The organism is Streptantibioticus rubrisoli (assembly GCF_024436055.1).
Lineage (GTDB): Bacteria > Actinomycetota > Actinomycetes > Streptomycetales > Streptomycetaceae > Streptantibioticus_A > Streptantibioticus_A rubrisoli.
Genome location: NZ_JANFNH010000040.1, coordinates 1 through 26,331, shown reverse-complemented (window position 1 = coordinate 26,331; position 26,331 = coordinate 1). Strand labels below are relative to the sequence as shown.

At 69.3% G+C, this 26,331-nt stretch carries 24 protein-coding genes; 11 read left to right on the top strand and 13 right to left on the bottom strand.

Annotated elements, in window-relative coordinates; genetic code table 11:
- The first annotated feature begins 108 nt into the window (after positions 1-108).
- Positions 109-672: a hypothetical protein gene (locus NON19_RS25620; RefSeq protein WP_255931434.1), complete on the top strand. Its 564-nt coding sequence runs from the start codon at positions 109-111 to the stop codon at positions 670-672.
- 42 nt (positions 673-714) lie between these two features.
- Here the strand turns inward: NON19_RS25620 and NON19_RS25615 are convergent, their stop codons facing one another.
- The 3 genes from NON19_RS25615 to NON19_RS25605 all read right to left on the bottom strand — a co-directional run bounded on the left by NON19_RS25615 (position 715) and on the right by NON19_RS25605 (position 4,334).
- A complete protein-coding gene (locus NON19_RS25615) occupies positions 715-1,632 on the bottom strand; it encodes a TolB-like translocation protein (protein ID WP_255931433.1) in 918 nt (305 codons plus the stop codon).
- Between the two features lie 240 nt (positions 1,633-1,872).
- On the bottom strand, positions 1,873-2,664 hold the full coding sequence (locus NON19_RS25610; protein WP_255931432.1) for an alpha/beta hydrolase family protein: 792 nt from the start codon (positions 2,662-2,664) through the stop codon (positions 1,873-1,875).
- Positions 2,665-2,789: 125 nt separating this feature from the next.
- Entirely contained in the window at positions 2,790-4,334 is a 1,545-nt protein-coding gene (locus tag NON19_RS25605; protein ID WP_255931431.1) for an FMN-binding glutamate synthase family protein, read from the bottom strand.
- A 1,076-nt stretch (positions 4,335-5,410) separates the two neighbouring features.
- On the opposite strand from NON19_RS25605, the gene NON19_RS25600 reads away from it, so the two are divergent.
- The 5 genes from NON19_RS25600 (at position 5,411) to NON19_RS25580 (ending at position 10,926) form a co-directional block, all read left to right on the top strand.
- On the top strand, positions 5,411-6,688 hold the full coding sequence (locus NON19_RS25600) for a S53 family peptidase (protein WP_372514288.1): 1,278 nt from the start codon (positions 5,411-5,413) through the stop codon (positions 6,686-6,688).
- Between the two features lie 320 nt (positions 6,689-7,008).
- Positions 7,009-7,212, top strand: coding sequence for a response regulator transcription factor (locus NON19_RS25595; protein WP_372514285.1), 204 nt, complete (start codon positions 7,009-7,011; stop codon positions 7,210-7,212).
- Positions 7,213-7,600: 388 nt separating this feature from the next.
- Positions 7,601-8,158: a DUF3291 domain-containing protein gene (locus NON19_RS25590; protein WP_255931429.1), complete on the top strand. Its 558-nt coding sequence runs from the start codon at positions 7,601-7,603 to the stop codon at positions 8,156-8,158.
- Positions 8,159-8,396: 238 nt separating this feature from the next.
- A complete protein-coding gene (locus NON19_RS25585) occupies positions 8,397-9,020 on the top strand; it encodes a helix-turn-helix transcriptional regulator (protein ID WP_255931428.1) in 624 nt (207 codons plus the stop codon).
- 157 nt (positions 9,021-9,177) lie between these two features.
- Positions 9,178-10,926, top strand: a complete 1,749-nt coding sequence (locus tag NON19_RS25580; RefSeq protein ID WP_255931427.1) for a choice-of-anchor C family protein — start codon at positions 9,178-9,180, stop codon at positions 10,924-10,926.
- 81 nt (positions 10,927-11,007) lie between these two features.
- On the opposite strand, the gene NON19_RS25575 is transcribed toward NON19_RS25580, so the two are convergent.
- The 3 genes from NON19_RS25575 to NON19_RS25565 all read right to left on the bottom strand — a co-directional run bounded on the left by NON19_RS25575 (position 11,008) and on the right by NON19_RS25565 (position 14,548).
- Positions 11,008-11,955, bottom strand: a complete 948-nt coding sequence (locus tag NON19_RS25575) for an AfsR/SARP family transcriptional regulator (protein ID WP_255931426.1) — start codon at positions 11,953-11,955, stop codon at positions 11,008-11,010.
- Positions 11,956-12,224: 269 nt separating this feature from the next.
- Positions 12,225-13,751, bottom strand: coding sequence for a sodium/proline symporter PutP (gene putP, locus NON19_RS25570; RefSeq protein WP_255931425.1), 1,527 nt, complete (start codon positions 13,749-13,751; stop codon positions 12,225-12,227).
- 137 nt (positions 13,752-13,888) lie between these two features.
- Positions 13,889-14,548 carry a choice-of-anchor C family protein gene (locus tag NON19_RS25565; protein ID WP_255931424.1) on the bottom strand — a complete coding sequence of 220 codons (660 nt, stop codon included), beginning with the start codon at positions 14,546-14,548 and terminating at the stop codon, positions 13,889-13,891.
- A gap of 343 nt (positions 14,549-14,891) precedes the next feature.
- Here NON19_RS25565 and NON19_RS25560 point away from each other — a divergent pair, with 343 nt between their 5' ends.
- Positions 14,892-15,284 carry a hypothetical protein gene (locus tag NON19_RS25560; protein WP_255931423.1) on the top strand — a complete coding sequence of 131 codons (393 nt, stop codon included), beginning with the start codon at positions 14,892-14,894 and terminating at the stop codon, positions 15,282-15,284.
- Positions 15,285-15,610: 326 nt separating this feature from the next.
- Positions 15,611-15,823 carry an NUDIX hydrolase gene (locus NON19_RS25555; protein ID WP_255931422.1) on the top strand — a complete coding sequence of 71 codons (213 nt, stop codon included), beginning with the start codon at positions 15,611-15,613 and terminating at the stop codon, positions 15,821-15,823.
- Positions 15,824-16,194: 371 nt separating this feature from the next.
- On the opposite strand, the gene NON19_RS25550 is transcribed toward NON19_RS25555, so the two are convergent.
- Complete coding sequence (locus NON19_RS25550) at positions 16,195-16,614, bottom strand: hypothetical protein (protein WP_255931421.1); 420 nt, start codon at positions 16,612-16,614, stop codon at positions 16,195-16,197.
- Between the two features lie 517 nt (positions 16,615-17,131).
- The gene (locus NON19_RS25545) at positions 17,132-17,437 is read right to left on the bottom strand and encodes a winged helix-turn-helix transcriptional regulator (RefSeq protein ID WP_255931420.1); all 306 of its coding nucleotides are present in this window, start codon (positions 17,435-17,437) and stop codon (positions 17,132-17,134) included.
- A 174-nt stretch (positions 17,438-17,611) separates the two neighbouring features.
- Here NON19_RS25545 and NON19_RS25540 point away from each other — a divergent pair, with 174 nt between their 5' ends.
- Together NON19_RS25540 and NON19_RS25535 are read left to right on the top strand one after the other, a co-directional pair.
- Complete coding sequence (locus tag NON19_RS25540) at positions 17,612-18,202, top strand: carboxymuconolactone decarboxylase family protein (RefSeq protein WP_255931419.1); 591 nt, start codon at positions 17,612-17,614, stop codon at positions 18,200-18,202.
- The gene (locus NON19_RS25535; protein ID WP_255931418.1) at positions 18,199-19,071 is read left to right on the top strand and encodes a PhzF family phenazine biosynthesis protein; all 873 of its coding nucleotides are present in this window, start codon (positions 18,199-18,201) and stop codon (positions 19,069-19,071) included. Before NON19_RS25540 ends, NON19_RS25535 begins: the two co-directional genes overlap by 4 nt.
- 84 nt (positions 19,072-19,155) lie before the next feature.
- On the opposite strand, the gene NON19_RS25530 is transcribed toward NON19_RS25535, so the two are convergent.
- Positions 19,156-20,586: an SDR family oxidoreductase gene (locus NON19_RS25530; protein WP_255931417.1), complete on the bottom strand. Its 1,431-nt coding sequence runs from the start codon at positions 20,584-20,586 to the stop codon at positions 19,156-19,158.
- A 229-nt stretch (positions 20,587-20,815) separates the two neighbouring features.
- Here NON19_RS25530 and NON19_RS25525 point away from each other — a divergent pair, with 229 nt between their 5' ends.
- Complete coding sequence (locus NON19_RS25525; protein ID WP_255931416.1) at positions 20,816-22,006, top strand: PucR family transcriptional regulator; 1,191 nt, start codon at positions 20,816-20,818, stop codon at positions 22,004-22,006.
- 191 nt (positions 22,007-22,197) lie between these two features.
- Here NON19_RS25525 and NON19_RS25520 read toward each other — a convergent pair whose 3' ends face one another.
- The 4 genes from NON19_RS25520 to ppk2 form a co-directional block, all read right to left on the bottom strand.
- On the bottom strand, positions 22,198-23,175 hold the full coding sequence (locus tag NON19_RS25520) for an MASE1 domain-containing protein (protein WP_255931415.1): 978 nt from the start codon (positions 23,173-23,175) through the stop codon (positions 22,198-22,200).
- Between the two features lie 237 nt (positions 23,176-23,412).
- Positions 23,413-24,747, bottom strand: coding sequence for a PP2C family protein-serine/threonine phosphatase (locus tag NON19_RS25515; protein WP_255931414.1), 1,335 nt, complete (start codon positions 24,745-24,747; stop codon positions 23,413-23,415).
- Complete coding sequence (locus NON19_RS25510; protein ID WP_255931413.1) at positions 24,747-25,079, bottom strand: hypothetical protein; 333 nt, start codon at positions 25,077-25,079, stop codon at positions 24,747-24,749. The genes NON19_RS25515 and NON19_RS25510 overlap by 1 nt, the downstream gene beginning before the upstream one ends.
- Before the next feature lie 158 nt (positions 25,080-25,237).
- On the bottom strand, positions 25,238-26,053 hold the full coding sequence (ppk2, locus tag NON19_RS25505; protein WP_255931474.1) for a polyphosphate kinase 2: 816 nt from the start codon (positions 26,051-26,053) through the stop codon (positions 25,238-25,240).
- Positions 26,054-26,331 lie beyond the last annotated feature (278 nt).

Genomic DNA, 26,331 nt, shown 5'->3' with positions numbered 1-26,331 from the left:
CGCCCAAGGCCCGGCTGCCCGGCCAGAGCGACGAAACCCACACGACCGGCCGTGGCATGGTGAGTTGGGGCCTGGTAGGCATGGGTCATGCGCTTCGAGAAGGTTCCCATGCCGTCGACCGTTGAGGCCCGGCCGCGTGATGTCCGTGGCTATCCTGTCCCGGCGATCACACCGTGGGAGGGAGACGAGCCCCGGTTCGCCCTCACCGACTACGAACGCAGTGCCGAGTGTGCCCGCGAGCGGCTGTGCTCGGTGTGCGACACGGTGATGCCGCAGGGTCCGGTGTGGCGTGTGGTGGGTGCCAACGAATCCGCCGCGATCGGTGAGGCGTTGGCCGCCGGGCGGCCGTACCGCAATCTCACACCGACCCTGGAGGGCCCGGGACACCGGGCGTGCATGCTGTACGCCTCGATGGTCTGCCCCTACCTGGCCAGGCCGAATGCTCGACGCGGACTGACGGCCGATCAGCCGGATGACATCACCGCGCATGTTGTCCGTGGCGCGGTCCGCGGCGCGACGGGGGCGGTGGTGGGATTCGCGGAGTACGAGTACGCCATCACCAGCAGCCAGGTCCTCTTCCGCTTCCTTGACGTGGTCGAGTTCCTGCCGCACGAGACGTCCGACGCGCACCTGGACGAACTGCGGGCCGAGCTCGCCCGGGCGGCGCGGTGACGCCACCCGCCAGGGGAGCCCGGCCGGTTGCGGCGGACGGGGTCAGCGGCGGTACGCAGGCATGCCGACGGCCGAGGTGACCTTGGTCGGATCTGCGGAGCCATTGGCCGGAACGGTCACCGTGCCGTTGTGGGTCCGCGCGGCGATCGTGGTGCCGTCGGAAGACCAGGCGGGCGTGGTGTAGTCGGTGGTGGCGTGCGGGGTAAGGTCCCTGACGGAGTGGTTGTTGAGGTCCTCCTCGAGGATGTGGTCGTGGCCCGCCACGGATCGCACGAAGACGATCTCCTCCTCGTTGGGCGACAGAGCGGGCTCCCGGCCCTTGGTGACCACACCACCCATCTGACGCAGGTAGTCGTCGCGGATGTAGACATCGCCCGTGTTCACGTTCGCGTAGACAGACGTTCCATGAGAACCAGCCGCGTTGGGCCACACATTGCCAGTCTGCGGCACCGAGCCGCCACCGGGGCCGGGGTAGCCGAAGAGGCTCAGCGCCTTCGGCGTGCCGTGCACGGCGGTGGCTGACACGTACTCCAGGCGGGCCGTGCCCTTGGCGTAGGAGGCGAAGATGAGGTTGTCCTTCGCTGGAATGCCTACCCGGCGGTCGCCCGGGGACACCTGCCAGGTGGGGTGGGACCAGGTCCAACCGCCGGGGTTCTTGGCGACGACGACGCGACCGCTGCCGTCGGGGTTGGCCACGTCCAGGTTGCCCGAGCCGTCGATGAAGGCCGCCTTGGCGCCGTTCGGCGACCAGGCGAGGTCGGTGACCTTCACCCCGAAGTCCACCCAACGGCCGTTGATGAACACCTTCTTCGTGCCGTTGCTGATCGTCAGGGTTCCGTGCGAGCTGCCTTTGGCCGCCGGTGCGGCCGTGGCGGAGCCGGTGGCACCCAGCAGCGCGGTACCGGTGACCGCGGCGGCGAGAGCGATGGCGGCAGCGGTTCTGCGATCGCGTTCTGACATGGTGTATCCCCCCAGGGACATCGAGTCGGTGAAGCCTGATGCCAGAGCCGCGCCGCCGCCTCCCCCGGACCTTGCTGGCCACTCGACCGCTCGCCGCTCTGATCGACGGGGACCAGCCTGGCAGCCCATGATCCAGGAACCGTCCGTACAGCGTCACAGCAACGCAACACGTCCCCCGAGGGCTGGCCCGTCGCGGCGTCCTGGCCCGGCCGGGGGCACCCTGGTGGGCCGCTCGCCGCGTCACCCGCTGTGCGTGCCGGGTCCTCCGGGCCGTGACTGGTGGATGTACTGGTCGGCCCAGGCGCTGATGATGTGGGCGGCTCGCTGCGCCTGTCCTCGTGCGGTCATGAGGTGGTCCGCTCCTTCGAGCGAGACGAAGCTTCGCGGGTGTCGTGCCTCGCGGAAGATCTCCCCGGCGTTGGCGATGTCGACGGTGTCGTCGGTGGGCGAATGCATGACGAGTAGCGGCAGGTGCAACTCGCGTATCCGGTCCTGCAGGCGAGCTTGGTGGACGTCCTCGACGAAGGCCCGCTTGAGGACCAGGGTCCTCCCGCCGACGAACCACTCGTGCGATCCCTCACTGAGAACACGGTCCATGACCGCGTCGTACTGTCTCTCGACGTGGCTGGGGTTGGCAGGCGCCCCGATCGTGGCGACCGCGCGGACGCCGGTTGCCTCGGCCGCTGCGGCGATGGCGGCGGCGCCTCCCCACGAGTGCCCCACCAGCAGGTCTGCCGGGGTCCCCCGCTCTGCCATCAAGGTTGCCGCACGGACGGTGTCCTGGACCTTGACGGTGAACGAACCGTCCCCCCAGTCGCCGTCGGAGTCTCCGATCCCGAGGTTGTCGTAGCGCAGCATCCCGATCCCCTCGCGTGCCAGCTGCTTGCTGATACGCGAGGCGGCCGGCGAGTTCTTGCCGAGCGTGAATCCGTGGACGAAGATCCCCCAGCCCCGGATCTCGCCTTCTGGCAGGTCAATCGATCCGGCCAGTTCGGGGCCGACGACGCTCTTGAATCTCACTTCTTCAGTCATGTTGTGATCGCCTCGGCACGGACGGGTTGTGGGGGCAAGGGCAGGTGGGCGGGGGCGAGACCGGGTGGTGCCACGCCTGCGCGCGCAGTGGAGCACTGAGCGCGGTGCGTGTCGCTGTCGGTGCGTCAGACGCTCGGCCGCTGCGGGGCGGTCGGCTTGGTGGCGAGCAGTGCCGTGATCTCATCGGCCAGGTGCGGCCCGAGCTCGCCCCAGCCGTCCTTATAGCCGTAGACGCCGGCCAGGGTGCGAGCCTCGTAGTCACCGTTCATGATCTCGATGTCGTTGGCGGTGATGAGTGCCGGGTGGGCGACGCCGACGGCCGACGAGACCTTCATCAACTCCCTGCGCAGGGTGCGCAGATAGACGGCGGCCCGGGTTGCCTTCGAGGCCGGGTCCAGGCCACGCGCCAGCCACGGGCTCTGGGTGGCGATGCCGGTGGGGCACTTGTCGGTGTGGCACTTCTGCGACTGGATACAGCCGATGGACAACATCGCCTCACGGGCCACGTTGATCATGTCGGCACCCAGAGCGAAGGCGACCGCGGCGTTCTCTGGCAGGCCGAGCTTGCCGGAGCCGATGAAGGTCAGGTCGTCGGTCAGCCCCAACTCGGCGAAGATTCCGTAGACCCGGGAGAAGCCCATCCGGAACGGCAGCGACACCGAGTCGGCGAAGATCCGCGGCGCCGCCCCGGTGCCGCCCTCGCCGCCATCGATGGTCACGAAGTCGACACCACGGTCACCACGCGCCATCAGCGAGGCCAACTCCTGCCAGAAGCCCATATCTCCGACCGCGCTCTTGACCCCGACGGGCAGACCGGTCTCGGTGGCGAGCAGTTCGACGAAGTCGAGCATCGAGTCAACGTCGCTGAACGCGGTGTGCCGCGAAGGAGAGGCGCAGTCCTTGCCGACCGGGATGCCGCGGATCCCGGCGATCTCCTGGGTCACCTTCGCGCCCGGCAGCATCCCGCCCAGCCCTGGCTTGGCCCCCTGCGAGAGTTTGATCTCTATCGCCTTGACCGGCGCACTGGCGACCACGTCCTTGAGCTTGTCGAGGTTGAAGCTGCCGTCCTCGTTGCGGCACCCGAAGTAGGCCGTGCCGATCTGGAGGACGAGGTCACCGCCGTTGCGGTGGTACGGCGAGAGGCCGCCCTCGCCCGTGTTGTGCATCGTGCCCGCCAGCGCCGCCCCCTTGTTGAGCGCCGTGATGGCCGCGCCGGAGAGCGATCCGAAGCTCATCGCCGAGATGTTCACCACGCTCGCCGGTCGAAACGCCTTGGCGCGCCCGCGCGGCCCGCCCAGCACCTTGGCCGAGGGCAGCGGTGCCTGCGGGTCGTGCGCGTCGGGCAGAGTGCTGGCGAACGTGCGCTGCTTCAGGTAGGCGTGCCCCTGCACGTGCTCGACGTCGACTTCGGTTCCGAACCCGAAGTAGTTGTTCTCCTCCTTCGCCGACGCGTAGATCCAGGTGCGCTGGTCACGACTGAACGGGCGCTCCTCCTCGTTGGACGTCACTATGTACTGCCGCAGCTCCGGCCCGATCGTCTCCAACAGGTACCGGGCGTGCCCGATCACCGGGAAGTTCCGGAGCAGTGCGTGCCTCTTCTGAATGAGGTCGCGGGCAGCCAGAAGCGCTACCGCTGTTGCGGCGGCCGCGCCGATTCTCCGGGCGTGCATGAACGTTCCTCCCCGATGCACGACTCCACCGCCGTGCGGTGAAGGCGTTGTGCCGTGTTGGGCGTTGGGCGGCGGGCACCGCCAAGTTGGCATGAGCGTCCGCCGAAGAATGCGAAACGATATTAGGAGGCCGCACGGACAGGCATGTCGTCAGGGGGCTGGTCCGGGTTCGGCTGCGCACCGGACCGGGGTTCGGCCGCGCACCGGCGGGGAGGCGACCTCTTCGGGGCGCGCGTCGCTATCCGAAGAAGTCCGCGACCTGAACATCCGGCTCGGCACCGGGAATCCGCCGTGGGGCTTCGGCCGCGTGCCTGGCGAACCACGCCGCCTCGGCCACGCCACCAGCACGGCCACCGTCCGCGCCAAAGTCTCTGCCGTCACCCCACCACGCTTCTGGCGTGGCACCGTAACTCAACGCGCGCAAGTGGACGTTCACTCACCGCCGCCGTCCCGGCCGACCTGCTACCGCTCCCGTCGTCAAGCAGTTCATCCTGCGCCTGGTGGCCCGGGAGAGCAGCACCTGGGGCGACCGCCGGACACAACGCGAACTCCCCCGCGTCGGCTACCCGATCGCCCCTCCACGGCATGGGCGATCCCGCACGCCGTCGGCATCGACCCCACCCACAGCGCTCCGGGCCGACCTGCCTCCGACTCCTCACCGCCGAAGCCCACGGATCGCCACCGCCGACTTCCTCCATCTGGACACCATCTCACTCCAGCGCCTGTCCGCCCCGGTCCTCATCGGACGGGCACAAGACGCCTCCACTTCGCTCACAGGGTGCAGCCCAGTCGAGCCCGTCGAAACTCATCGCCGCAGCTCGGGCGACGAATGCCCGCTTGCCGGACATCGCCTGTTGTCATGGTCTTGACGATCCAGTAACAAGGCTGCAAGGTGACAGGGCCCAAGCCTGACAGCACGTAATCGCGGTCCGGACTTTCCCCCCTCCCGGACCCTTTCAAGTGCGCAGAGCCGCAAGAGTGCCCCACCCTCAGGATGGCTGATGGAACGTCAAATAGAACGAAATCCCAAGCCAGTTGACGACCCCCCGGAGCCGGGCAGACGCCGCACCCGGCGGATGGCGGCGGCGCTGACCGCGACCCTCACATTCGCGGTCACGACGCTGACCACCGGGGTGGCCGCCACCGGCGCCCAGGCCGCCACGACTGCCGCCAAATCCCCGTCCGCGACAATGGGCTTCGGCTGCGCACACCCCCTCCAGGCCGGACAGGTCCACTGTTTCGGCGAGATGCGGGCGCACCGCACCTCATCGGGCCGACTGGCACCGCTGACCACCGGCTCCCCCACGTCGGTCGGCTATGTGCCCTCCGACCTGCGTTCCGCCTACCACCTCGGCGGGACCTCGGGCGGCGGTCGCACGGTGGCTATCGTCGATGCCCAGGACGATCCGAACGCGGAGTCCGACCTCGCGGCCTACCGCAAGGCGTACGGCCTGCCAGCGTGCACCACCGCCAACGGCTGCTTCCACAAGGTCAACCAGGACGGCCAGGCCTCGCCGATGCCGACCGCGGACTACGGCTGGGCCGAGGAGATCAGCCTCGACCTGGACATGGTCTCGGCCACCTGCCCCGACTGCCACATCCAGCTCGTCGAGGCCAACTCGCCCACGACGGACGATCTGGGCAAGGCCGAGGACACGGCCGCCGCCACACCCGGCGTCGTCTCGATATCCAACAGCTGGGGCGGCAGCGAGGACAACACGATCCTGGCCGCAGACAGCCACTTCAACCACCCCGGGATCGCCATAACGGCCAGCTCGGGCGACTCCGGCTACGGGGTCCTGTGGCCCGCGTCCTCGCAGTACGTCACGGCCGTCGGGGGTACGTCGCTGAAGCAGGCGTCCAATTCCCGTGGCTGGAGCGAGACTGCGTGGGGCTCCACGACCGGGACCAGCGGTGCGGGCTCCGGCTGCTCGGCGTACGAACCCAAGCCGTCCTGGCAGAAGGACGCCGGTTGTGCCAAGCGCACGGTCGCCGATGTCTCCGCGGTCGCCGACCCGAACACCGGTGTCGCGGTGTACGACACGTACAACAGCTGCGGTACCGGCGCCTTGTGCGACACGCTGCTCTCGCTCGGGATCAACCAGGGCGCGGACGGCTGGCTCCAGGTCGGCGGCACCAGCGCGGCCTCGCCGATCATCGCCAGTGTGTACGCGCTGGCAGGCAACACGGCCGCGGTGAAGTACGGTTCGTACCCGTACGCCCACACCTCGGCGCTGAACGATGTCACCTCGGGCTCCAACGGCGTCTGCGGTGGCAGCTATCTGTGCACGGCGGGCCCCGGCTACGACGGTCCCACCGGGCTCGGCACACCGAACGGCACCGGCGCCTTCTGAGGGCCACCCGGTAGCACGGCCCCCGCCCGGATCACCGGGCGGGGGCCGTGGCATGACCGCTTCCTCAGGCCGGCGGGTACGTCGTCAGGCGCCGGTGACTGGGCGGCGACACGCGGCGTGCCAGTCGCGCGCCTCAACCGTGCTTAGCGGCAAGGAACTTGTGGCATCCCGGTCGTCCTCCAGCGCCACCTCCGCCTGGGTCCGGGTGGGTTGGGGTCGGGCGCGGGGCGGCCACGTTCTAAGGGCACATGTGACACCACGGGCATCGCCGAACTGGAGGCTGCTGCTCACGAGTTGGAGGGTCTCGGCGCGTCCTGGGAATGGCGCGCGTACGGGCGGAACTGCGGGCCCACCGCCGCACCCCTCGGCGCCCACCGGGTCGGCCCAGCTACGGCAACCGGCTGTCACCGCGCGAACAGGAAGTGGCGGCACTCGCCGGCACCGGACTGACCAACCGCGAGATCACGGCCACGCTGCACCTGTCCCCGCGGACTGTGGAGCAGCACGTCGCCCGAGCCAAGTGAAGTACCGCTCTCACGCTGGTCGTGCCCGGAACCGGCCCGCGAAGCCGCCCGGCGGGGCATCGCCCCGTTCGTGTCGGCGTCGACCCTCGTCGCTGGCTGGGCCGAAGTGGATCACTGGTACCCCGCAGCCTGCGCCGCCCGTCACGGCCCCAGCCCCCGCAATGACCGGTGCAAGAGGCCACTTGGCCAGGGAAAACGCAACTTCGACATGGCCCGCAGAGGCAGCTACCTTCATCTGGTCCTCGGTGGTCGCCCACGGTCGCACAGGGGTCCTTCAGGCTGGGCCAGTCGCGACGGGATGAGTCGGTCACGCCCCACGAACCCTCGCCCCCATGCGTAAGCCACCGAACCCGGTCCACGCCAGGCAGCCCCAACCAGAAAGAGACGCATGCCCCATCTTGCTCTGTACACATTCGGCGTCCTGAAGTCACCTCTCGCCGCTCCCGCACCGCTCACGCGCGAGTTCTACGACATCGGTGAGGCCGTCTACCGGCAGATCAGTCAGCACCCCGGGTTCCTCGCGCGTGCTGAAGCGGCAGACGGTGACCGGGGCGCGCTCTTCGAGGCGGACTGGGGTGCATGGGGAGAGTTCGCCGTACCGACCTGGTATGGCAAGGGCCATACGCCGGAAACCACCGCCTTGGCCGCGACCCTCTCACTCTGGACCGACCTGCGCCCCGCCTTCGACGCCGTCTACACCGGTCTGCACCGTGAGGCGCTGAACAGGCGTTACGACTGGTTCGAGAGGACACGACAGCCAAATTACGTGTTCTGGTGGGTCGCCGACGGCGTGATACCCACCTGGCAGGACGGGGTTTCCAGGCTGGAGCACCTCCACGACCATGGCTCCGGGCCGCACGCCTTCCACTTCCACGACTCGTTCGCTCCGGACGGAACTCCGACCACGATCAAAGGCATCGGGCCGAAGAGCGGCCAGATTCGCTGACAAGGAAGCCTGACCGACTGGGTTCGCTGCGGCCTCTACCTCACCGACCCCAGCCTCTGTCCCCGCACCACACACAACGCACTCCACAGTCAACCTGTTTACGGAGCCGACCATTAAGCGCGTCATGACAGGCGTACCGGCGTTAGGTCCATGTTCAGTCCACGCACAGCGCCGAGCGCAGAGTTGTTTCACAGGACGCCACGTCCTCGTGGCGTCAGTGCGCTGGGGAGGAGCACGGATGGAGCGCATTCCCGTCTGCGTTCGCGCGGATGATCCCATCTCGCAGGTCGGTGTGGCCGGGGCGCTCAAGCCCCGGCCGGAGGTGGAGGTTCTGGCTGATGCGGAGTTGGAACAGGCGAAGGTCGCCTTGGTCGTCACCGGTGCGGTGTCCGAAGACAGCCTGCGGGTTCTGCGATCGGTGGCTCAGGCGAGCGCGGCTCGGCTGGTGCTCGTCACCGCGCAGATCGACGAGTCCGACCTGGTGTCGGTGGCGGAGGCCGGGGTGGTCGGGGTGGTTCGGCGCGGGGAAGCCACCCCCGAACGGCTGGTCAGCGTGGTCAAATCGGCCGCGGCTGGAGAAGGGGCGGTACCGCCGGATCTGCTGGGACGGCTGCTCGGCCAGGTCGGCCGTGTGCAGCGGCAGGTGCTGGGGCCGCGCGGGCTGAACTTCAACAACCTCACGGACCGGGAGGTCGAGGTGCTGCGGCTGGTCGCCGAAGGGTTCGACACCGCCGAGATCGCGGCCAAGGTCGCCTACTCACCGCGTACCGTCAAGCAGGTGCTGCACGACATCCAGAACCGCTACCAACTCCGCAACCGCTGCCATGCCGTTGCCTACGCCATGCGTCATGGACTCATCTGACGGAGCGTACGGCAATCGTTGTGGGCACGATTCTGCGAACCGGCGAACGTCGATGCGCGAGGCGGCTAGTGTTCCTTCCCTCGGATGCCACCGAGGTCGTTGAGACCCGTGCGTCCACCAGCCAGAGTCTATGGCGGGGGTTGGAGGAGTAGGGGCGATGGCAGGCAGGCCGAGGCCCGAGGGGCTTGGGAGCCAGCAGGACGGCGCACCAGCGGAACCACCCGATGAGGAACTCATAAGACGGGCCAGGAAGGGGGACGACGCCGCCTTCGGTCTTCTCTACCAGCGGCACTTCGGGCCAGCCTGTTGTCTGGCCCGGCTCTACGCGCCCAGTCCGGCGGACGCGGAGGACATGGCCTCCGAGGGGTTCACCCAGGTGCTCGGCGCGATCCGTGCCGGTGGCGGACCCAAACAGGCGTTTCGCCCCTATCTGTTGACGGTTGTACGACGGATCGCCACCAACGCGGCGGTGCGCGGAAAGCGGTCCACGCCGACGCCGGAAGTGGAGGACTACGCCTGCGCGGTCCCCTTCGAGGACCCGGTGCTGGCCGATCTGGAAGCGTCAATGGTCGGGCGGGCCTTCGCCGCGCTGCCCGAACGCTGGCAGACCGTGTTATGGCACACCGAGGTGGAAGAGGAGAGCCCGGCCGAGGTCGCGCCACGGCTGGGACTGTCCGCCAACGCCGTTGCCGCACTTGCCTGTCGTGCTCGCGAAGGGTTACGCAAGGAGTACCTCCAAGCGCATCTGCCCGAGCTGGACATGGATCACGAGTGCCGCAAGTGCGCCTCGAAACTCGCCGCCTACCTGCGTGGGTCCCTGGCGGAACGACATCGCCGCCGAGTCGAGGAGCACCTCGCCCGGTGCGAGCGGTGTACCGGACTGCTGGTGGAACTTCGAGAGGTCTCCGACGGCCTGCGCGGCATACTGGCTCCGCTGCTCCTGGGACCGGCGTTCGCCGGCTACTTCGCCTCGCTGGTCGGCACCGGACCGGCACATGGATCGCCGGGCCGGACGGGGCGAACTTCCCAGTCGCACAACCGGAGATGGGCCTGGCGGAGGCTGGCGGGCGGCAAGGGGGCCAGGGTGGCCGCCAGTGCCATGGGCGTCTCGATGGCATCCGGCCTGTTCCTCGTCGCCGTGGCCGCCTCCGTGCTACCGCCGGAGGGATCCGCCGCGCGCCCGCACGCCGAAGGCCGTGTGCCCGTGTCTCCGTCCGTACCCCCGTCACCCTCACCGTCGCCGTCGCCGGTTTCGCCCGGCACGACGCCGTCTGAGCCCCTGGGGCCCCAGCCGGGCGGCAGTCCGGGGCGGCCTCACGCGAACCCGTCGCCGGTCGCCTCGGCGCGGAGCGCCAAGCCGTCGCAGTCCGGCGTGAGCCCCTCGGCGCCCGTGTCCAAACCTCCCAACCCCACTTCAGTGGTGTTCGACGGTGACTTCGAGACTCCGGTGGTCAACGCCCCCGTGGTCCTCTACCGGGCGGGACAGTTCATCGGGCCGTGGCAGGTCGCCCAGGGCTCGGTGAACATCACACGGTCGGACGCCTTCCAGGCCGCCGATGGCAAGCAGTCGATCGACCTGAACGGCGACCCTCCCGCTCCCATCAACGGGGCGCTCGCCCAGACCTTCAACACCACCGCCGGTCAGCACTACATCGTCAGCTTCTTCTTCGCAGGCAACTTCACCTGCGCGCCAGCGATCAAGACCATGACGCTCCAAGCCGCCCAGACCACAAGCAACTTCACCTTCGACACCACGGGGCACTCCGCGAACAACATGGGCTGGCGGCCGGAGACCGTACGGTTCACCGCGACGGGTGCGCGGAGCACAGTGCGCTTCATCAGCACCACCGACCCGAACAGCAGATGCGGGCCGACCATCGACGGCGTGAAGGTCGTACCGGCGTAACGCACCGCCGTGCCGCCTCTTCCCCTGAAAGGGGCGGGGCGGCGGTGTCCGTGGACACCGCCGGATTCCTCGGATCACCGGCTAGCGGGCGACCCGGCCCACGTGCCGCCGTCCCTCCCCAACTCGCCGTCCGGTGACGGGATATGGGGCGTTCAGCGACGTGACGACTGGCCGGTCGGTGCTGATGCCGAGTGAGGCGAGCATGGCGGTGTAGCGGCGCCGAGCCCGCTCGGCCGCGGCGGGTGCGCCGATGCGCTGGTAGGCGTTGATCAGCAGATGCCAACCCTGGTCCCGGCAAGGATCGATGGCCAGGCAATTCTCCGCCGCGGTCACCGCCTCCTGCGGGTTGCCGACCTCGAGTTCCAGAGCCGCGAGGTCAGCCGCGGCGTTGGCCGCCTGGTACCGGTACATCTCCCGGTCCTGTTGCAGCCATTCGGCGGGGCCGTCCTCGGGCAGCAGCTCACCGCGGTAGACGGCGAGCGCGTCGCGCAGGCCTTGCCGGGTCATCGCGGTGTTCCCGGCAGCTCTCGCTCGTCGCCCGTAGGCCAGTGCGGCCTGGAACGCGAGGGTGTCGAGGTGGGCGCCGGCCGGGAGGTTGAGCAGGTACGCGTCGCCGTCGCGGATCACCAGTCGGGGCTTGCGCCGCTCCCGGTCCGGCTCCAGCAGGTTGCGCAGACTGGAGATGGCCACCTGGAGGTTGGCCGTGGCCGAATCGGCGGGCGCGTCGGGCCACAGTGCCTCGATCAGGGTCTCCCGGTGCACCGGCTGCCCTGCGCGCACGGCGAGCAGTCGCATGGCGGCGCGAGCACGCGGGCGCACCTTCGTCCAGTCGATCAACCGCTCGCCGACGGCCATCCGGAACCCGCCGAAACACCAGATCGACACTTTGGGTTCCTGCTGGGACGGGTGCCGCCAACCGGTGGGGCCGAACGCCGCGGTGTGCGCGGGAGCCGCTGGGAGGAGCTGACGTTCCTGGTCGGCATGGAGCAGCGTGAGGAACTCGCGTGCCCAGGCGCGGAGGACTTCCACGTGGGGCGTGTCCACCCCCTGTGCCGCGATGGCCCAAGCGGTACGTAGCGCCTGACTCAACGAGTCCGTGGTGACTGCATGCGGCCCGGTACCACGGTGGTCCCTTCCGTCACCTGCGTAGTCGTCCCTGGGTACGGTCGCGTCGGACCCTTGCGCATCGACAACCGTCTTCGCTCGTCGTGGTGCTTCACCGTTCGTGTCCACGTCTACACAGTGGGATCCGGTGCCGGACTATGACGTGAGAAAACCAAGAATTTTCTGACGCACATTCAGGTCTGGTCGCACCTGCGGTGTTTCGCCGCCGAATGCGCCGCGTCGTCGCAGAACCGCTGCCGCGGAGGGCTGCCGACGAAGGCGCTGAAGCACAACGCGGCGGCAGTGGCGGCGACCACCCCGGGCACCATCGCGTACACACCGGTCCGCAGCGGGCCGAGGAGCGGATCGATCCGGTCCCACAGGAGCACGGTGAGCGCGCCCGTCACGATGCCCGCTGTCGCCCCGGCCTTCGTCATCCCGGGCCAGTACAGCGACAGCAGGAGCACCGGCCCGAAGGCGGCGCCGAAGCCCGCCCAGGCATAGGAGACGATGCCCAGCACGTCGCCGCCGCTCAGCGCGATCAGATAAGCGACCCCCGCAACCCCGACCACGGCCGCGCGGGCCGTCCACAACAACGCCGCGTCCGAGGCGCGGCGGTGGACGTAGGCGTGGAAGAAGTCCTCGGTGACCGATGTCGCCGTGACCAGCAACTGGCTGTCCGCGGTGGACTTGATCGCGGCGAGCACGGCCACCAGCAGGACACCCGCGAGCCACGGATTGGCCAGCTGCGTGGCCAGCGCGATGAACACCGTCTCGGGATCGGTGAGCGGCCGCTGGATCAAAACGGTGCCCAGGAGTCCCGCGAAGCTGGCGCCGACCAGCGCGAGAACCACCCAACCGGCGCTGATGCGCCGGGCTTTGGGAATGTCTCCAGGATTCTGGATGGCCATGAATCGGGCCAGGATGTGCGGTTGTCCGAAGTAGCCGAGGCCCCAGGCGAACATGGAGATCACGGCGGTGGCGCCCAGGGGTCTGCCTGCGCTCCATTGGCCGTTGGCAAAGCTGGCCTGCGACCCCATGTCGAGCAGTGCCGCAGACCCGTGGGCCAGCGCACGGTGCAGCGCGCCCAGGCCCCCGAACCGCCAGACGCCGATCGCGGGAGCGGCGAGCGCCCCGACAAGCATCAACGTGCCCTGCAGCAGATGGGACGCGCTCACGGCGCGGAAGCCGCCCAGCACGGAATAGGTGACCATCACGACGGCGAAGACGGTGACCCCGAATTCGAATCCCACGCCGAATATCTGGTTGAACAGCAGGCCGCCGGCGACGAAGCCGCTCGCCACGTAGACGGTGAAGAACACGACGGTGACCGTTGCCGAGATGGTGCGCAGCGTCCTTCCTCGGTCCTCGAAGCGTTCTTCCAAGTACGCGGGGAGGGTCACCGCGTTGTTCGCCCGTTCCGTGTAGGTGCGCAGCCGGGGGGCGACCAGCCGCCAGTTCAGGTACGTTCCCATGGCGAGGCCGACCGCGATCCAGGTGGCGCTGATCCCCCCGGCGTAGACGGCTCCGGGCAGGCCCACGAACAGCCAGCCGGACATGTCACTTGCCTCCGCGGACAGGGCCGCCACCAGTGGATTGAGCCGACGGCCGCCCAGCACGAATTCGACGAACGTCTCGGTGCCCTGATGGACACCGATCCCGATCATCACGAACATGAACAGCCCGAAGGTGATCATTATCGGTGCGGTCTGTAGTTCCATCCGTTTCTCCGTTGACGGTGGAGCTGGGCGAGCCCGCCGACCGCGTTGACAGTGGCCCGCGCTCGGGGCGGGGGCCACTGTCAACGTCGACAGCCTGAGCAAGGGGTCGTGTCAGGCAGCGGTCGCGTCGGCCGTCGTCAGACGCAGCAGCAGCACGAGGGCTTGCAGCGGTGGACCGTGACATCGTCGAGGACCGGTCCGCTCGGGGTGTGCGCGGTGGTGCTGGCAAACGTCAGGGTCGTGGAATCTCCGGTGGCCACGAAGGTCATCTGCCGCTTCACCCAGCCCATGTTCGTGGCGGACTTCCCGGTGGTGTCGAAGGAGAAGTCCTGGAAGTCCTGCCCGTCGACGAGGACCTTGCCCGTCTTCACGGCCGGGCCTCGTTCGTAGTTTCCGGCGAGCGCGTACGTCACCGTGTACGTGGCTCCCGGGGTGGTGGCGAAGGTCTGCGACACGGCCCCCGGGCGGGTGCTGGGGAGGTCCTTCTCGGTGCCGTTGAGGTCCACGGACTGCTGGCCGTCGGCTGCCTGCCAGTGCCCGTCCAACAGGTCGACCGTCGCCTGGGTGACTTTCCATGGGCCTATGGACCGCCCAGTGGTGAAGGTCCGCAGCGTGTTCGGCGCCACCCTGGGGTTCTCGAAGCTGCCGTCGCTGAAGCCCGGGGCAGCACTGGGTGCGGCGGCCAGGTGGCTCACCCGGCGAGCGCCGTGCGCCGGGGCGGCCAGCGCCGTGCCGGTGGTACCGGCGAGCAGGACGGCCGCGGTGACGGCGGTGAAATAGGTGCGTGAGGCCAACATGGGATCCTTTCAGAGGTGTGCTGTGGCCTGCCTGGTGCTCGCGGCCGCCCGGTACGTGGGCAGCTCGCTCCACCACAGGGTCCGCGCGCCGGACGGCGTTGCGAACGGCCATCGGCGCGGCGCCAGGTGCGGCTCGGCGCGCACCATCGGGTGACCGACTCCGTGCCACCCACGTGACGGGGGTAGCCGACGGCCCGGGAACCCCTTCGGGCGGGCCGACTGCCCGCAGTGCCACCCTCGTTGAGGCTGTGCGGGATGCCGTCAGCAATCAAGCTGTGACAAGACGCCTGCTCGACGTGGTCGAACGAGTCCACCGAGGACAACGACGAGGAGTCCGAGTCACATGCACTGTCGCAGATCCAGATCGTTGACCCTGCCGACCGTGGCCGACTGCCGGTTGATGGCCGCCGGAGTCGACTGGGACGCCGTCCGCGTGCCGCGCACCATCGGCATGGTCGTGCTGACCATCCTCGGGACACGCAGCGGCGCCGTGATCGAGGACCCGTGCGGCTCCGCCCTCTACTGGTTCATAAGCAAGGGCGCGGCCACCGCGTGGGATGTCCCCGGGACCCGCCCCCTCGGTGTGACACACCACCTGGTCGTGCCGTCGGCGCACCGGGTCAGAAAGCCGGGACCGCACTGGGTGATCCGCCCCACTGACGGCCAACTCACCACCGATGTGCGGGACTTGCGGAGCGCGGTCGAGGACGCCAGCACGTTGCGTCGCACTCCCTGACTCGACCCGACCATCGCCGCACAGCTCCGTCTCTCTCCCCCCGGAGAGGCGGTAAGGGTCTGCCCGGATGGGGCGGGCAGACCGGCTCAGGCCGCCCCGTCCCTCGTCGATCCCGCTGCGGGAACGCTGGGTCGGGGCGGTCTGTCCAAGGTGCCCCTGCCAGGGGGCACCACCCTGGATTCTCGGAGGTCTGCACGGTGATAGGGCGTGACCACATCGCTCTGGCCATCGGTACCGGCACTGCCCCGGCGGAGACGGACTGGCTGAGTTCGGGCGAGGTTGCCGGAGTGCGGCATCCGCGCCCGCGCCTCGGGTGCCTTGCGCTGATGCTTGACCAGTTCGCCAACGTGCTGTTGGTCAGACCCGTCAGCGCCAGCGACGGCGAGTGGTGCCTGCCCGAACACACCGCGCGTGCCGTGGAGGAGCCACGCGGCGCGTTGAAGCGTGCCGTCCACGCCGATCTGGGGCTCACCGTACCGATCGGCCGAACGCTCCTTATGGACTACGTGCCTGCGAACCCACACGGATACGGGCCCTAGGGTGCGTTTCAGAAGTGGATCTCGATGGGTGAAGATCCACTTCATGGGGAGGCATGACTTGACGAATGCGCAGTGGGCGAAGCTTGAGCCGCTGCTGCCAGCGGGGAAGAAGCCTGGACGGCCACCGGTGCGCACCAAGCGGCAAGCTCGCCGTCCGCTACGAGGCGACCGTGCTGGTCGCAGCCATCAACGAGTGGCTGTAACCAGCACTTCCGAAACGCACCCTCGTGCCCCACAGGGTTCCCGTGCGGCTGGCCTGGGTTCCTGCCCGGCGCGCCATGTTCGGGAGCAGCCGTCACCGCGCAAGGCGCACACAATCCGTTGGTCGGTCGAGGTCAACCCGCGTGCTGCGTCGTCGCCTTACCAAGAGATCAGGACTGCCAGAGCTGCGTGATGCGGATGATCAGGCCTGCCGAGTTGTAGTCGACGTGGTAGTAGTTCGGGCCGCAACTGAAGGGCGGGGCCACCGGGTAGTGCTGCTTGCACTTGTCCAGCACCACGCGCAGTTCGTCGACGGTTGCGGGGACCATCCGAGATCGACTGGCGTCTGTGGAGTCGATCAGGGCCACAGCGGCCTGCGGGGAGACGTAATACGGCCCGATCGGCCACTTCGTGTTGTCGAAATACGGCTCGTCGCCGTCCGGGTTATGGCAGACCAGGTCGTTCTGGGCTGCGCCGAGGTGGTCGTCGGTGGGCTCGATGCCCGCGATGGTCAGGACGTCTCGCGGTTGATACCGGAGCGGGACCGCAGAGCAGAAGTCCAGCGGTGTGCGCACCTTGGTGTCGGCCACCGCCGATGCCGACGACGACGGCGAGTAGGAGGATGATGGCGATGCAGACGTCGATGTCGAGGGAGATGCCGTTGCGCTCCGGGTGGCTGACGCGGACGCGGTTCGCGCTGGGCTGCTAGCGCTCGCCTTCGGCGCGGCGTGATCCGGACCACACCCCACGAGACCTACGGCAAGCACAGCGACCGCGGCCGCCAGCCCGTTCCTGTTCCAACCCCGCATGACTCCCCCGGCTGTTCAAGTTATCCCGACACGTTAGCAGCGTGCCAGGATGACGAACCGTCAAATTCGGACCCGGCTCAGCGGGCCTGCGGCCTCCACCCCTCGACCGCTGCCCTGCCGGGTCGGGCACCTGGTGCCACCTGGTCGGCCACGAGTACCTGGGCGAGACGGACCGGACCGAGCGGCCCACCTATGCCCTCCGGCTCACCGCCAGCGCCCGGGACACCAGGTCCGACGCGCCGTGGCACCCTGCCGACCGACCGCTTCCGTCTCGCTTCTGCCGTCTGGCGGAAGACGGCTACGGCCCCGCGGCTGGCCGATCGGACGGCTGGCGGTCGAGCTCGGCCGCCCAGCGGTCGGACCAGCGCACCAGTCCCCGGAGCTCGTGATAGGCATCGCGGCCCAACGCGGTCAGCCGGTACGCACCGGCCGGATCGCGTTCGACGAGCAAGGTCTCCTGCAACTCGGTGAGGCGCTGCTGCAGCACGCTGGACGACATGCCGTCGCACCGCTGCTGCAAGGGCCGGAAACCGAGCGGGCCGTCGCGCAGTTCCCACACGATGCGCAGGATCCACCGTCGGCCGAACAGGTCGAGCGCGGCCATGACCGGACGCCCGGTGGCGGAACCACGAACTGGGCGTCTAGGGCGGGGCGTTGGCGTCACCAGGATGCCGTCCTTCTCTGCGCGCCAGGGGTGGTGCTTCGGAATCAGAAACACTACTCTTCCTGACGGTGCTTCGAAATTCGAAGCACCGTCCAGGGGGAGGAGCCCAACGCCATGGCCACCCGGATCCCACCACTGTCAGCCCCGTATCCCGGCGAGACCGCCGCGATACTGCGGCGCATGATGCCCGACGGGGAGGAGCCGATTGCCCTCTTCCGCACCTTCGCCCACAACCTCCCCCTCGCCGAGGCGCTGCACGGCTGGGGCTCCTACCAGCTCAGCCGACGGCTCAGCCTCGGCCTGCGGGACCGGGAGATCCTCATCGACCGCACCTGCGCCCGGTGCGGCTGCGAGTACGAATGGGGCGTCCACATCGCCCACTTCGCCGACCGCGCCGCACTGACCGCAGATCAGATCACCTCCCTGACCCACGGAACCAGCGCCGACCCGTGCTGGACCGGCGAGCGCGACCGCCTGCTCATCGACACCGCCGACGCCCTGCACGACAGCCACGACATCAACGACACGCTGTGGGCCGGGATCAGCACCCATTTCGGAACAGAACAGATCCTCGACCTGCTGATGCTGTGCGGCTGGTACCACGCCGTCAGCTTCACCGCCCGGGCCACCAGACTCCAACCCGAGCCGGGGGCACCCCTGTTCGCTGACTTCCGCCCGTCCAGCACACGGGGTGGCCGACGATGAGCGGACGCGGGCTGCCCGTCGCCATCGTCCACGCCTGCCTGCGCGACGGCAGCGGCGGCAGCCCCACCGCGGTGCTGGACGAGGCGCCGTTGAGTGACCCCGAGCGCCGTCGCGTGCCCGTCCTGCTGGGAACATCGCACGCTGTCTTCGTCTCGGTGAACGACGACCAACCCAGCGGCCCCTCGGTTTCCCTGCGCTTCTTCACCTCCAAGGGAGAACTGCCCGCGTGCGGTCACGGGACGATCGCCGCTCTGGCCTTCCTGGCCGACCGCTCCAGGGGCCGGGAGTACCGGGCCACCCTCCATACGCCGGAGCGTGTGTTCCCCGGCTCGGCCGTACGGGAGAAGACGCACGTCACAGCCGCCTTCGACACCGGCGCCGTCGAACTGCGCGACCCCACTGGGGCCGAGTGCGACCTCATCCTGCCCGCACTCGGCGTGGCCTCGAACACGATCGCTCCGGGTACCCGCGTCGCCTCCGCGGGGCGACCAAGGCTGCTGGTTCCCCTCACTTCCCGGTCCGCTCTCACCGCCCTCGTCCCCGACCTCGAACGGCTCCGCGCCGCCTGCGACCGCCTCGGCATCCTGGGCTGCTACGTCTACTCCGCACCGACCTCCACCGGCCGCGTCGCAGCCCGTATGTTCGCCCCCTCGATCGGCGTCGCGGAAGACATCGCCAATGCCAACAGCACCGCCTGCCTGGCCGCACACCTGGCCAGGCGGGGCATCACCAGCATCGCCGTCGACATGGGCGACTCCCTCGGCAACCCCGCCACGATCACCGCCAGCGCACAGCCCAGCCCGTCCGGCACCACGGTCCATCTGGGCGGCGCTGCCAGGATCGCGCATGCCGTCCACCTAGAAGAGTGAGCGCCGGGACCGACTCGGCGGAACCCTCCACGAGTACCGACATACAGTCAGCCACCGTGGATGTGCCTTCCGGCACCCACAAGCTCAGACGACGCTCAATCCGCCGTCCACCACCAGGCTCTGCCCAGTGATGTAGGAGGCGTGGTCGGAGAGCAGGAAGGTGACGGCCTCAGCCACTTCCCATGCGGTCCCCTGGCGGCCGAGGGGTATCCGGGTGAACGAGGCGGTTCGCGAGGCCCGCCCGGCGGAGGCTTCGCGGCCCATGGGCGTGTCGATCAGGCCGGGGACGACGAGGTTGGCGCGGATTCCGCGCGGCGCGCCCTCCTTGGCGACATGGCGCACCAGTCCGAACAGGCCCGCTTTGGAGCTGTCGTAGGCGGGCGAGTTGGTGGCCGCGCGCAGCCCGGCCACCGAGCCGACGAAGACGATGGCGCCCCCGTCGGCGAGTGCCGGCAGGCCGTACTTGGCCGCGAGGAAGGGCGCACGCAGGTTCACTGCCATCACCTGTTCCCACTCCTGCGCGGATGTGTCGGCCAGGCCCGTGCCCAGGCCGATGCCGACGTTGACCACGATGGCGTCCAGTGCGCCGAGTCCGCACCGCGCCTCGGCGATCATGGCCGAGGACTGGTCGGGGTCCGTGGCGTCACCGGAGACGGTGACGGCTCGGCCGCCCTCCTCGCCGACCAGGGCGGCGGTGGCCGCCGCGGCAGGCGAGGAGATGTCGGCGCAGGCCACGGCCGCTCCCTCGCGTGCGGCCAGGACGGCCACCGCCCGACCGTTGCCCACTGGGGCCGCCGAATCCTCGCTGGGGCGGGTGCCAGCGCCGATGACCAGCACGTTCCTCCCCGCCAGACGGCCGACGGAGGGGGGCGCGGGGTGCTGAGCCGCAGGCGCCGCCGGGTGCTCCCTGCCTACGGTGGCGGGCAGGGTGTGCAACTCGTAGCCGGGATCGAGCCGGGTGCCTGCGGAGTTCAGGAAGAACGCCACCATGTGGTACTGGCCGACGAGCATGGTGATCTCGATCAGCTGCGCCTCGTCGTGGTCGGCGGCGAGTGCGGACCAGGTGGCCGTGGACAGGCTTGCGCCGCGGTGCAGTTCGTCCGCGGCGCGCAGCAGCCAGGCGTCGGCAGGCGCCCAGCCCGCGGCGTCCGGGCCTGCGGCGACGCGCCGGATCTCCTCGTCGGTGACCGCGGCGGCCCGGGCCAGCGGCACATGGCGCCCCCACTCGTACCCCGCCCCGGTGTTGTACGCGGTGCGCAGGATCAGCAGTTCCCGGGTGCGGGCCGGGAGTCTGCCGTCGCGCAGCAGATAACCACCGAACGGCAGAAAACGCCGGAACAGCTCCGGGTGCCGTACCAGGGTGGTGAAGACGTTGGCGACCCGGCCATCGCGGTCCCGGGCGATGGGGGTGAGCAGCTCGCGAGTGGACGGGGCCCATCCGTCCTCGGGCAGTGGGGTCAGGCGTGGCGTGGTGTCCACGGCGGCGCCGCGTGGTCGGTTGTGCCCGTCAGGCATGGCGGTCTCCGCAAGTTTGGTCGTGAAGGTCGGTTGCACGGCAGCTGGGACGGGTCGACCGGCGCGCGACGGTTGCCGTACGAAACGTCGCGGGCGGCCATCCCGCCGGATGCCACTGTGCGTTCGCGGTGGTGCGAATGTCGACGGCCCCCTGGCCAACGCACGAGGGCGGGCTATTGTGCACTTCTACAACGGTGGTGCGCGCCGCACAGTGCGGAGGGGAGGCCCGATGCCCGCACGGCCGAACGCTGTGGCCCTCGAACAGGTCATCGCGGCGATGGCCGCCCGGCAGGAGGAACTGGGCGGACGGCTCCACGCCGAACTGACCGACCGCGTACCCTCCTACCGCGCCGTCCCGCGCGAACTCCTCGACCAGATATGGCACCGGCACTTCCAACGGGCACTCGAGGTACTGCGGGAGGGCAGGGTGCCTGCGCGGGAGGAGCTCGACGAGGCCGATGTGGCCCGCGACCGGGCCTCCCGAGGTGTGCCACTGGATGACGGGCTGCGCGCCTTCCGCCACGCGCTGAGCGCGATACGCGACCTCTTCATCGCCGAGGCGACCAGCCAGGGGCTGGATCCCGGGCTCATTGTGGAGTGCACCAAGAACCTGTGGGAACTGGCCGATATCGAGAGCCTGCAGATCGCGACCGTCCACCGGCAGACGGAGGTCGCCGCCGCCTTGTTCGACGCCCGCCGCCGTGCCGACTTCCTGCGCGGACTGCTCTACGGGACGTTGAGCACGGCGCAGGTACACAGCGGCGCGGCGATCTACGGACTGGACCCGTCGCTGCCCTACCGGGCTCTTAGAGCCGTACCGAGCGCGGACTGCACTGTGGACCGGCTGGAGCGGACGCTGGACGCGCAGTGCCGGGCACACGGCTGCGGCGCACTGCTCGCCGTACTGGACGAGGGGGTCGCCGGGGTCGTCAAGGCCAGGCCGCAGATCGGCGACCTGGAGGCGGCGGCGGGACTCGGCCCGCCGATGGAACTGGGTGCGGTGCACCGCTCGTTCCGTGCCGCCGGCCGACTGCTGGACGCCGCCCGCGCCTACGGCCTGCGCGGTGTGTACGACCTGGGCGATCTGTCCTGGCGGGTGGCGGTCGTCGCCGAACCGGAACTCGCCGAACTGCTACTCGACCGCTATCTCAGCCCGCTCGAAGCGGAAGGGGAGTTCGGCCTGCTCATCGAGGAGTCGGTGCGGCGGTACTTCGAGGCAGGACGGCGCATCGCTGAAGCGGCCCGAACCTCCCACGTCCACGTCAACACCATCCGCTACCGGCTGCGCCGTTTCGAGGAGCTGACCGGCACCTGCCTGGACGCACCGGACACCGCGGTAGAGCTCAGCTGGGCCCTGGCCGCACGAACACTACGGCCAGCCGTGCGCTTCGCCGACCGCGGGCTCAACAGTGAGCACTGAGGCGTGGGATGGCCCCTCTGCCCACGGTGGAGAGGCCAGGTCCATCGGGCCGCACCGAGGTGGGATCAGCCGGACGCCCAAGCAGTCGGACGCGTTCCCGACGCCAGGCCACGTCCAAGCGGCCATTCGACCCGCCATGGAACGGCAGCCGACCACCGTGTCGCCCGTCCTGCCACGGTGCTGTCGATTGTTCACGGTGGTCGGGCCCGCCCGCCGTTTTGCCCTTCGTTGTCCCAGCCGTCGGGAAGCACCGGTGGGCCGCCAGGTTGCGACGCGTTCCTCGCCGCCATCTCGGCGAGCCGCCTGCAGGCTTGCTCGATCTCCTCATGGGTCTGGTTTCGCTCGGTGACGGCCGCGGCGAGCAACAGCGCGGTCAGTGCGGCAGCGCCGTTGAACGCCTGCAGAGCGATCATGTCGGTGAGCAGGCTGTGCCCGGCGAACGGCCCCGATCTGCGGGTGGCGGCGATGATCGCGAAGGTGGACACGACCAGCGCGCAGGGTGCGGCACCGGCGCGCTGGAAGCGGAAGGCCGCCCAGGTCAGCAAGGGGAAGGCAAGGAAGGTCAGCGGTACCGGAGCGGTCTCCAGGAAACCGACGCCGATGGTGGCCGCCACAAGCAGCGATCCCTCCTCCCATCGAGATGGTGGTGTGTCCTTCGGCCAGCGCGCCGCGTGGAGGACGAACAGCACCGGCGCGACCACCAGGACGCCCATCGCGTCGCCGGTCCACCAGACCCACCACGCGGTCCAGTACCCACCTGCGGGCAGCACACCGGCGAGGTGCAGGGTGCTGCTGCCCACCGTCGCGCTGATGAGCATGCCGGTGAACGCACCGAGGAAGACCAGTGCGAGTGCGTCTCGCAGGCGGTTCATCTCGGTGCGGAACCCCGAACGGCGAAGGAGCGCGTAGGAGCACAGGGGCGCGAGTGTGTTGCCCGCCGTGATCGCGAGCACGGCGGGCAGGGACGGGCCGAGTGGGATGTTGATCAGCAGCGCACCGAGTGCGATCCCGGGCCAGACCCGCAGACCGACGAGGAGCAGGCTGGCCAGGGCGATGCCGGTCGGTGGCCACAGCGGTGTGATTTGGCCGCGCACGACCTGCTGGAGCAGGCCCAGCCTGCCCGAGGCGTAGTACAGCGCGGCGACGGCGCATATCCACACCACCGTCATGCCACAGCGTGAGAGCCTGTCACGGCCAGTGACAGCCATTGTGAGGTCTTTCCCTCGGCTTCACCTCGTAGTCCATGCTCCGCCGCCCGCGCCGGATCCACCACGCCACCGCTCATCTGGATGAGCTCGTGCCACGTCGTGTTCCGGATCCGGCAGGTGAGCGTTGCGGTTGTGGTTGTGGCTGCTGTCGCGCATTGAGGTTGCGCGCCAGCCGCACCGCGGTGGCTGCCCGCGGGATCAGCGCGGCGGGCTGCGTAGGGCGAGGATGGCCATGTCGTCGTGGCCGTCGCTGGGGTGGTGGTCGGCCAGTGCCTGCACGAAGTCCTGCAGGGGCAGGGCCGCGTGCCTGGTGGCGAGTTCGGCCAGTTCGTCCAGGCTCTCGTCGATGGGGTGGTCGGGGTGTTCGATGAGGCCGTCGGTGAAGAAGACCACGGTGGCGTCCAGGGGCAGCGGGTGGGTGTGGTCGGGCCGGTGCTGCCCGCTGATGACGTTCAGCGGTGGTCCCGGCTCGGCGAAGAGGTATTTCGCCCGGCGGCCGGGGGTGATCAGCAGAGGTGGGACGTGGCCGGCGGTGCTCCAGTGCAGCCTCCAGGCAGGCCCGTCGGGTTCGATGCGTGCCAGGCTGGTCGTGGTGACGGGGGTGTCGGTGATGGTCTGCAGGGTGCGGTCCAGCCGGGCGAGGCAAGCGCTGGGCGGAGTGCACTGGTCGAACAGCAAGGCGCGCAGCATGTTGCGGGTGGAGGCCATGGCGGCTGCGGCATTGAGGTCATGACCGACCACGTCGCCGATGACGACCGCTACCGCGCCGTCGGGCAGTGGGACGGCGTCGTACCAGTCCCCGCCGAGTCGGTTGGGCTCGGCGGCGGGCCGGTAGATGGCGGCGGCGTCAAAGGGCGGCATGTCGGGCAGCGTCGGCAGCAAGAGCCGCTGGAACTGCTCGGATCCAGCACGAACCTGTTCGAAGAGGCGGACGTTTTCGATCGCGATGCCAGCGGCGCTGGCGAGGGCAACGACGATGTTCTCGTCGTCGGCGTCAAAGGGCTGTCCGTCACGTCGCTCGGAGAGATAGAGGTCGCCGTAGATCTCGCCGCGGACGCTGATGGCCACGCCGAGCAGGGTGCGCAGATGTGGGTGGCCGGTCGGGAACCCGACCGAGGTCGGATGGGAGGAGATGTCGCCGGTCCTCAGGGGTTCGGGGTGGCGGATCAAGTGTCCGAGCACCCCCATGCCTCGGGGGAAGTCCACGTCGGCCAGAGCCGCGCGTTCCCCATCGGACAGGCCGACGGCGACAAACTGCGCGAGGCACTCGCCGGAGCGGTCGAGTACGCCCAGTGCCCCGTAGCGGGCGCCGACCAGGTCCATGGCCGTGGTCACGACACGGTGCAGCACCGCGGGCAACTCCAGTTCCCGGGTGATCGCCACCACCGCGTCCAACAGACCCTGAATCCGGTCCTTGGCGTCGGCCAGGGCGCGTAGCTGCTCGTCGATCCGGCCCAACTCGGCGTCCAGGCGCAGTAGCAGGTCAGGGTGGCGCGACTGCTTCGAGTGCTCACCCTTCCCGCCGCGCGCCATCACGATCGCCCGGTGCCCCGGTACCCGTTCCCGGTGGTCCTCAGCCTGGAGGAGCCGATGCCGCTCTGAGTCCCCTCGAAGGTGAGCCGGTCGGCGACCGCCGCGCGGACACGGGAGTCCACCAGCTCCACGACGCCCTTGGCCAGCGATGACTTCCCACGCGACAGCGGCACCGGGTGCGCCCACGCCCTGGCCGCCGTTGTCCGGCTGACGCTGCGCTTCCGAGCCGACGCCGGTGCCAACGCCGTGGGGTCCAGCCGACGGTCCCGCCAGAGCTGCCCAAGAAGCCGCTCGCGTGATCGGCACACCCCACGGATTCCTGACACGACCATGATCACCGGCTCCCAGGCCCGATGCTCCTACCACCCACACCAGACATTACGCCCAAAGTGGCGTGCTATATACGGGCAGGCAGCTGCTGCTGGACACCCCCACGAGCGAGCGCTGCGCGCACCCGCAGCACGCCATCGGCCTTCAGCCAGCGGCGGCGCTACTCCTCGGCTCCCTCGTCATTCATCAGGGCAGCAGCGTGGTCGGGTACGTACCTCTGCCGACCACGTGGTGGCCGCTGATAGCCGGTCGCCGGTGGTCGGGCTGGCAGGCGCAGTGGCTCCGGCTCGACTTCCCGGTAGGGCACCGACGCCAGCAGATGGGCGATCATGTTGATCCGGGCGCTGCGTTTGTCGTCGCTTTCCACGACGTACCAGGGCGCCTCGGGGGTGTCGGTGTGCGCGAACATCTCGTCCTTGGCGCGGGAATACGCTTCCCAGTGCGTGATGGATTCCAGGTCCACCGCGGAGAGCTTCCAGCGGCGGACCGGATCCTCAAGCCTGTTGCGCAACCGCTGCTCCTGTACGGCGTCGCTGACGGAGAACCAGTACTTGCGCAGCAGGATGCCGTCCTGCACCAGCATCCGCTCGAAGACTGGGCACTGGCACAGGAAGCGCTCGTACTCCTCGGCGGTGCAGAACCCCATCACGCGCTCGACACCGGCGCGGTTGTACCAGCTGCGGTCGAACAGCACGATCTCCCCCGCCGTCGGGAGCTCTCGGACGTAGCGCTGGAAGTACCACTGTCCGCGTTCGCGCTCCGTCGGTGCGGGCAGCGCCACGATGCGGGTGACGCGCGGGTTCAGCCGCTCGGTGACCCGCTTGATCACACCCCCCTTTCCGGCCGCGTCACGCCCTTCGAAGACAACGACGAGCCGAACGCCGTTGACCCGTACCCACTCCTGCAACTTGACGAGCTCCGTCTGAAGGCGGAACAGCTCCCGCTGGTACACCGGCCGGGGCAGCCGCCCTTCCATCCGGCCGTGCGGCGTCCCGTTCCCTGTCGGGTGCTCCTTGTCAGGCACAGACGCGCCTCCTCAACGCTTGTCTCGCGTATCGGTTGCTCCTCGCGGCGCCACCGCGACACCGGTTCCGCACGGCGCCGCTGCCGGTGCCGTCAGCGCACCTGGATCAGACGACCCGTGATGTGTTCCGGTTCGATGCGGATCCACAGCTCGCGATCGCCGCCCGCCCAGGGCTTGCTACGCGCCTCGGCGACCAGTCGCTCGATGGTGTCGGGGTCGGTGACCTGCTG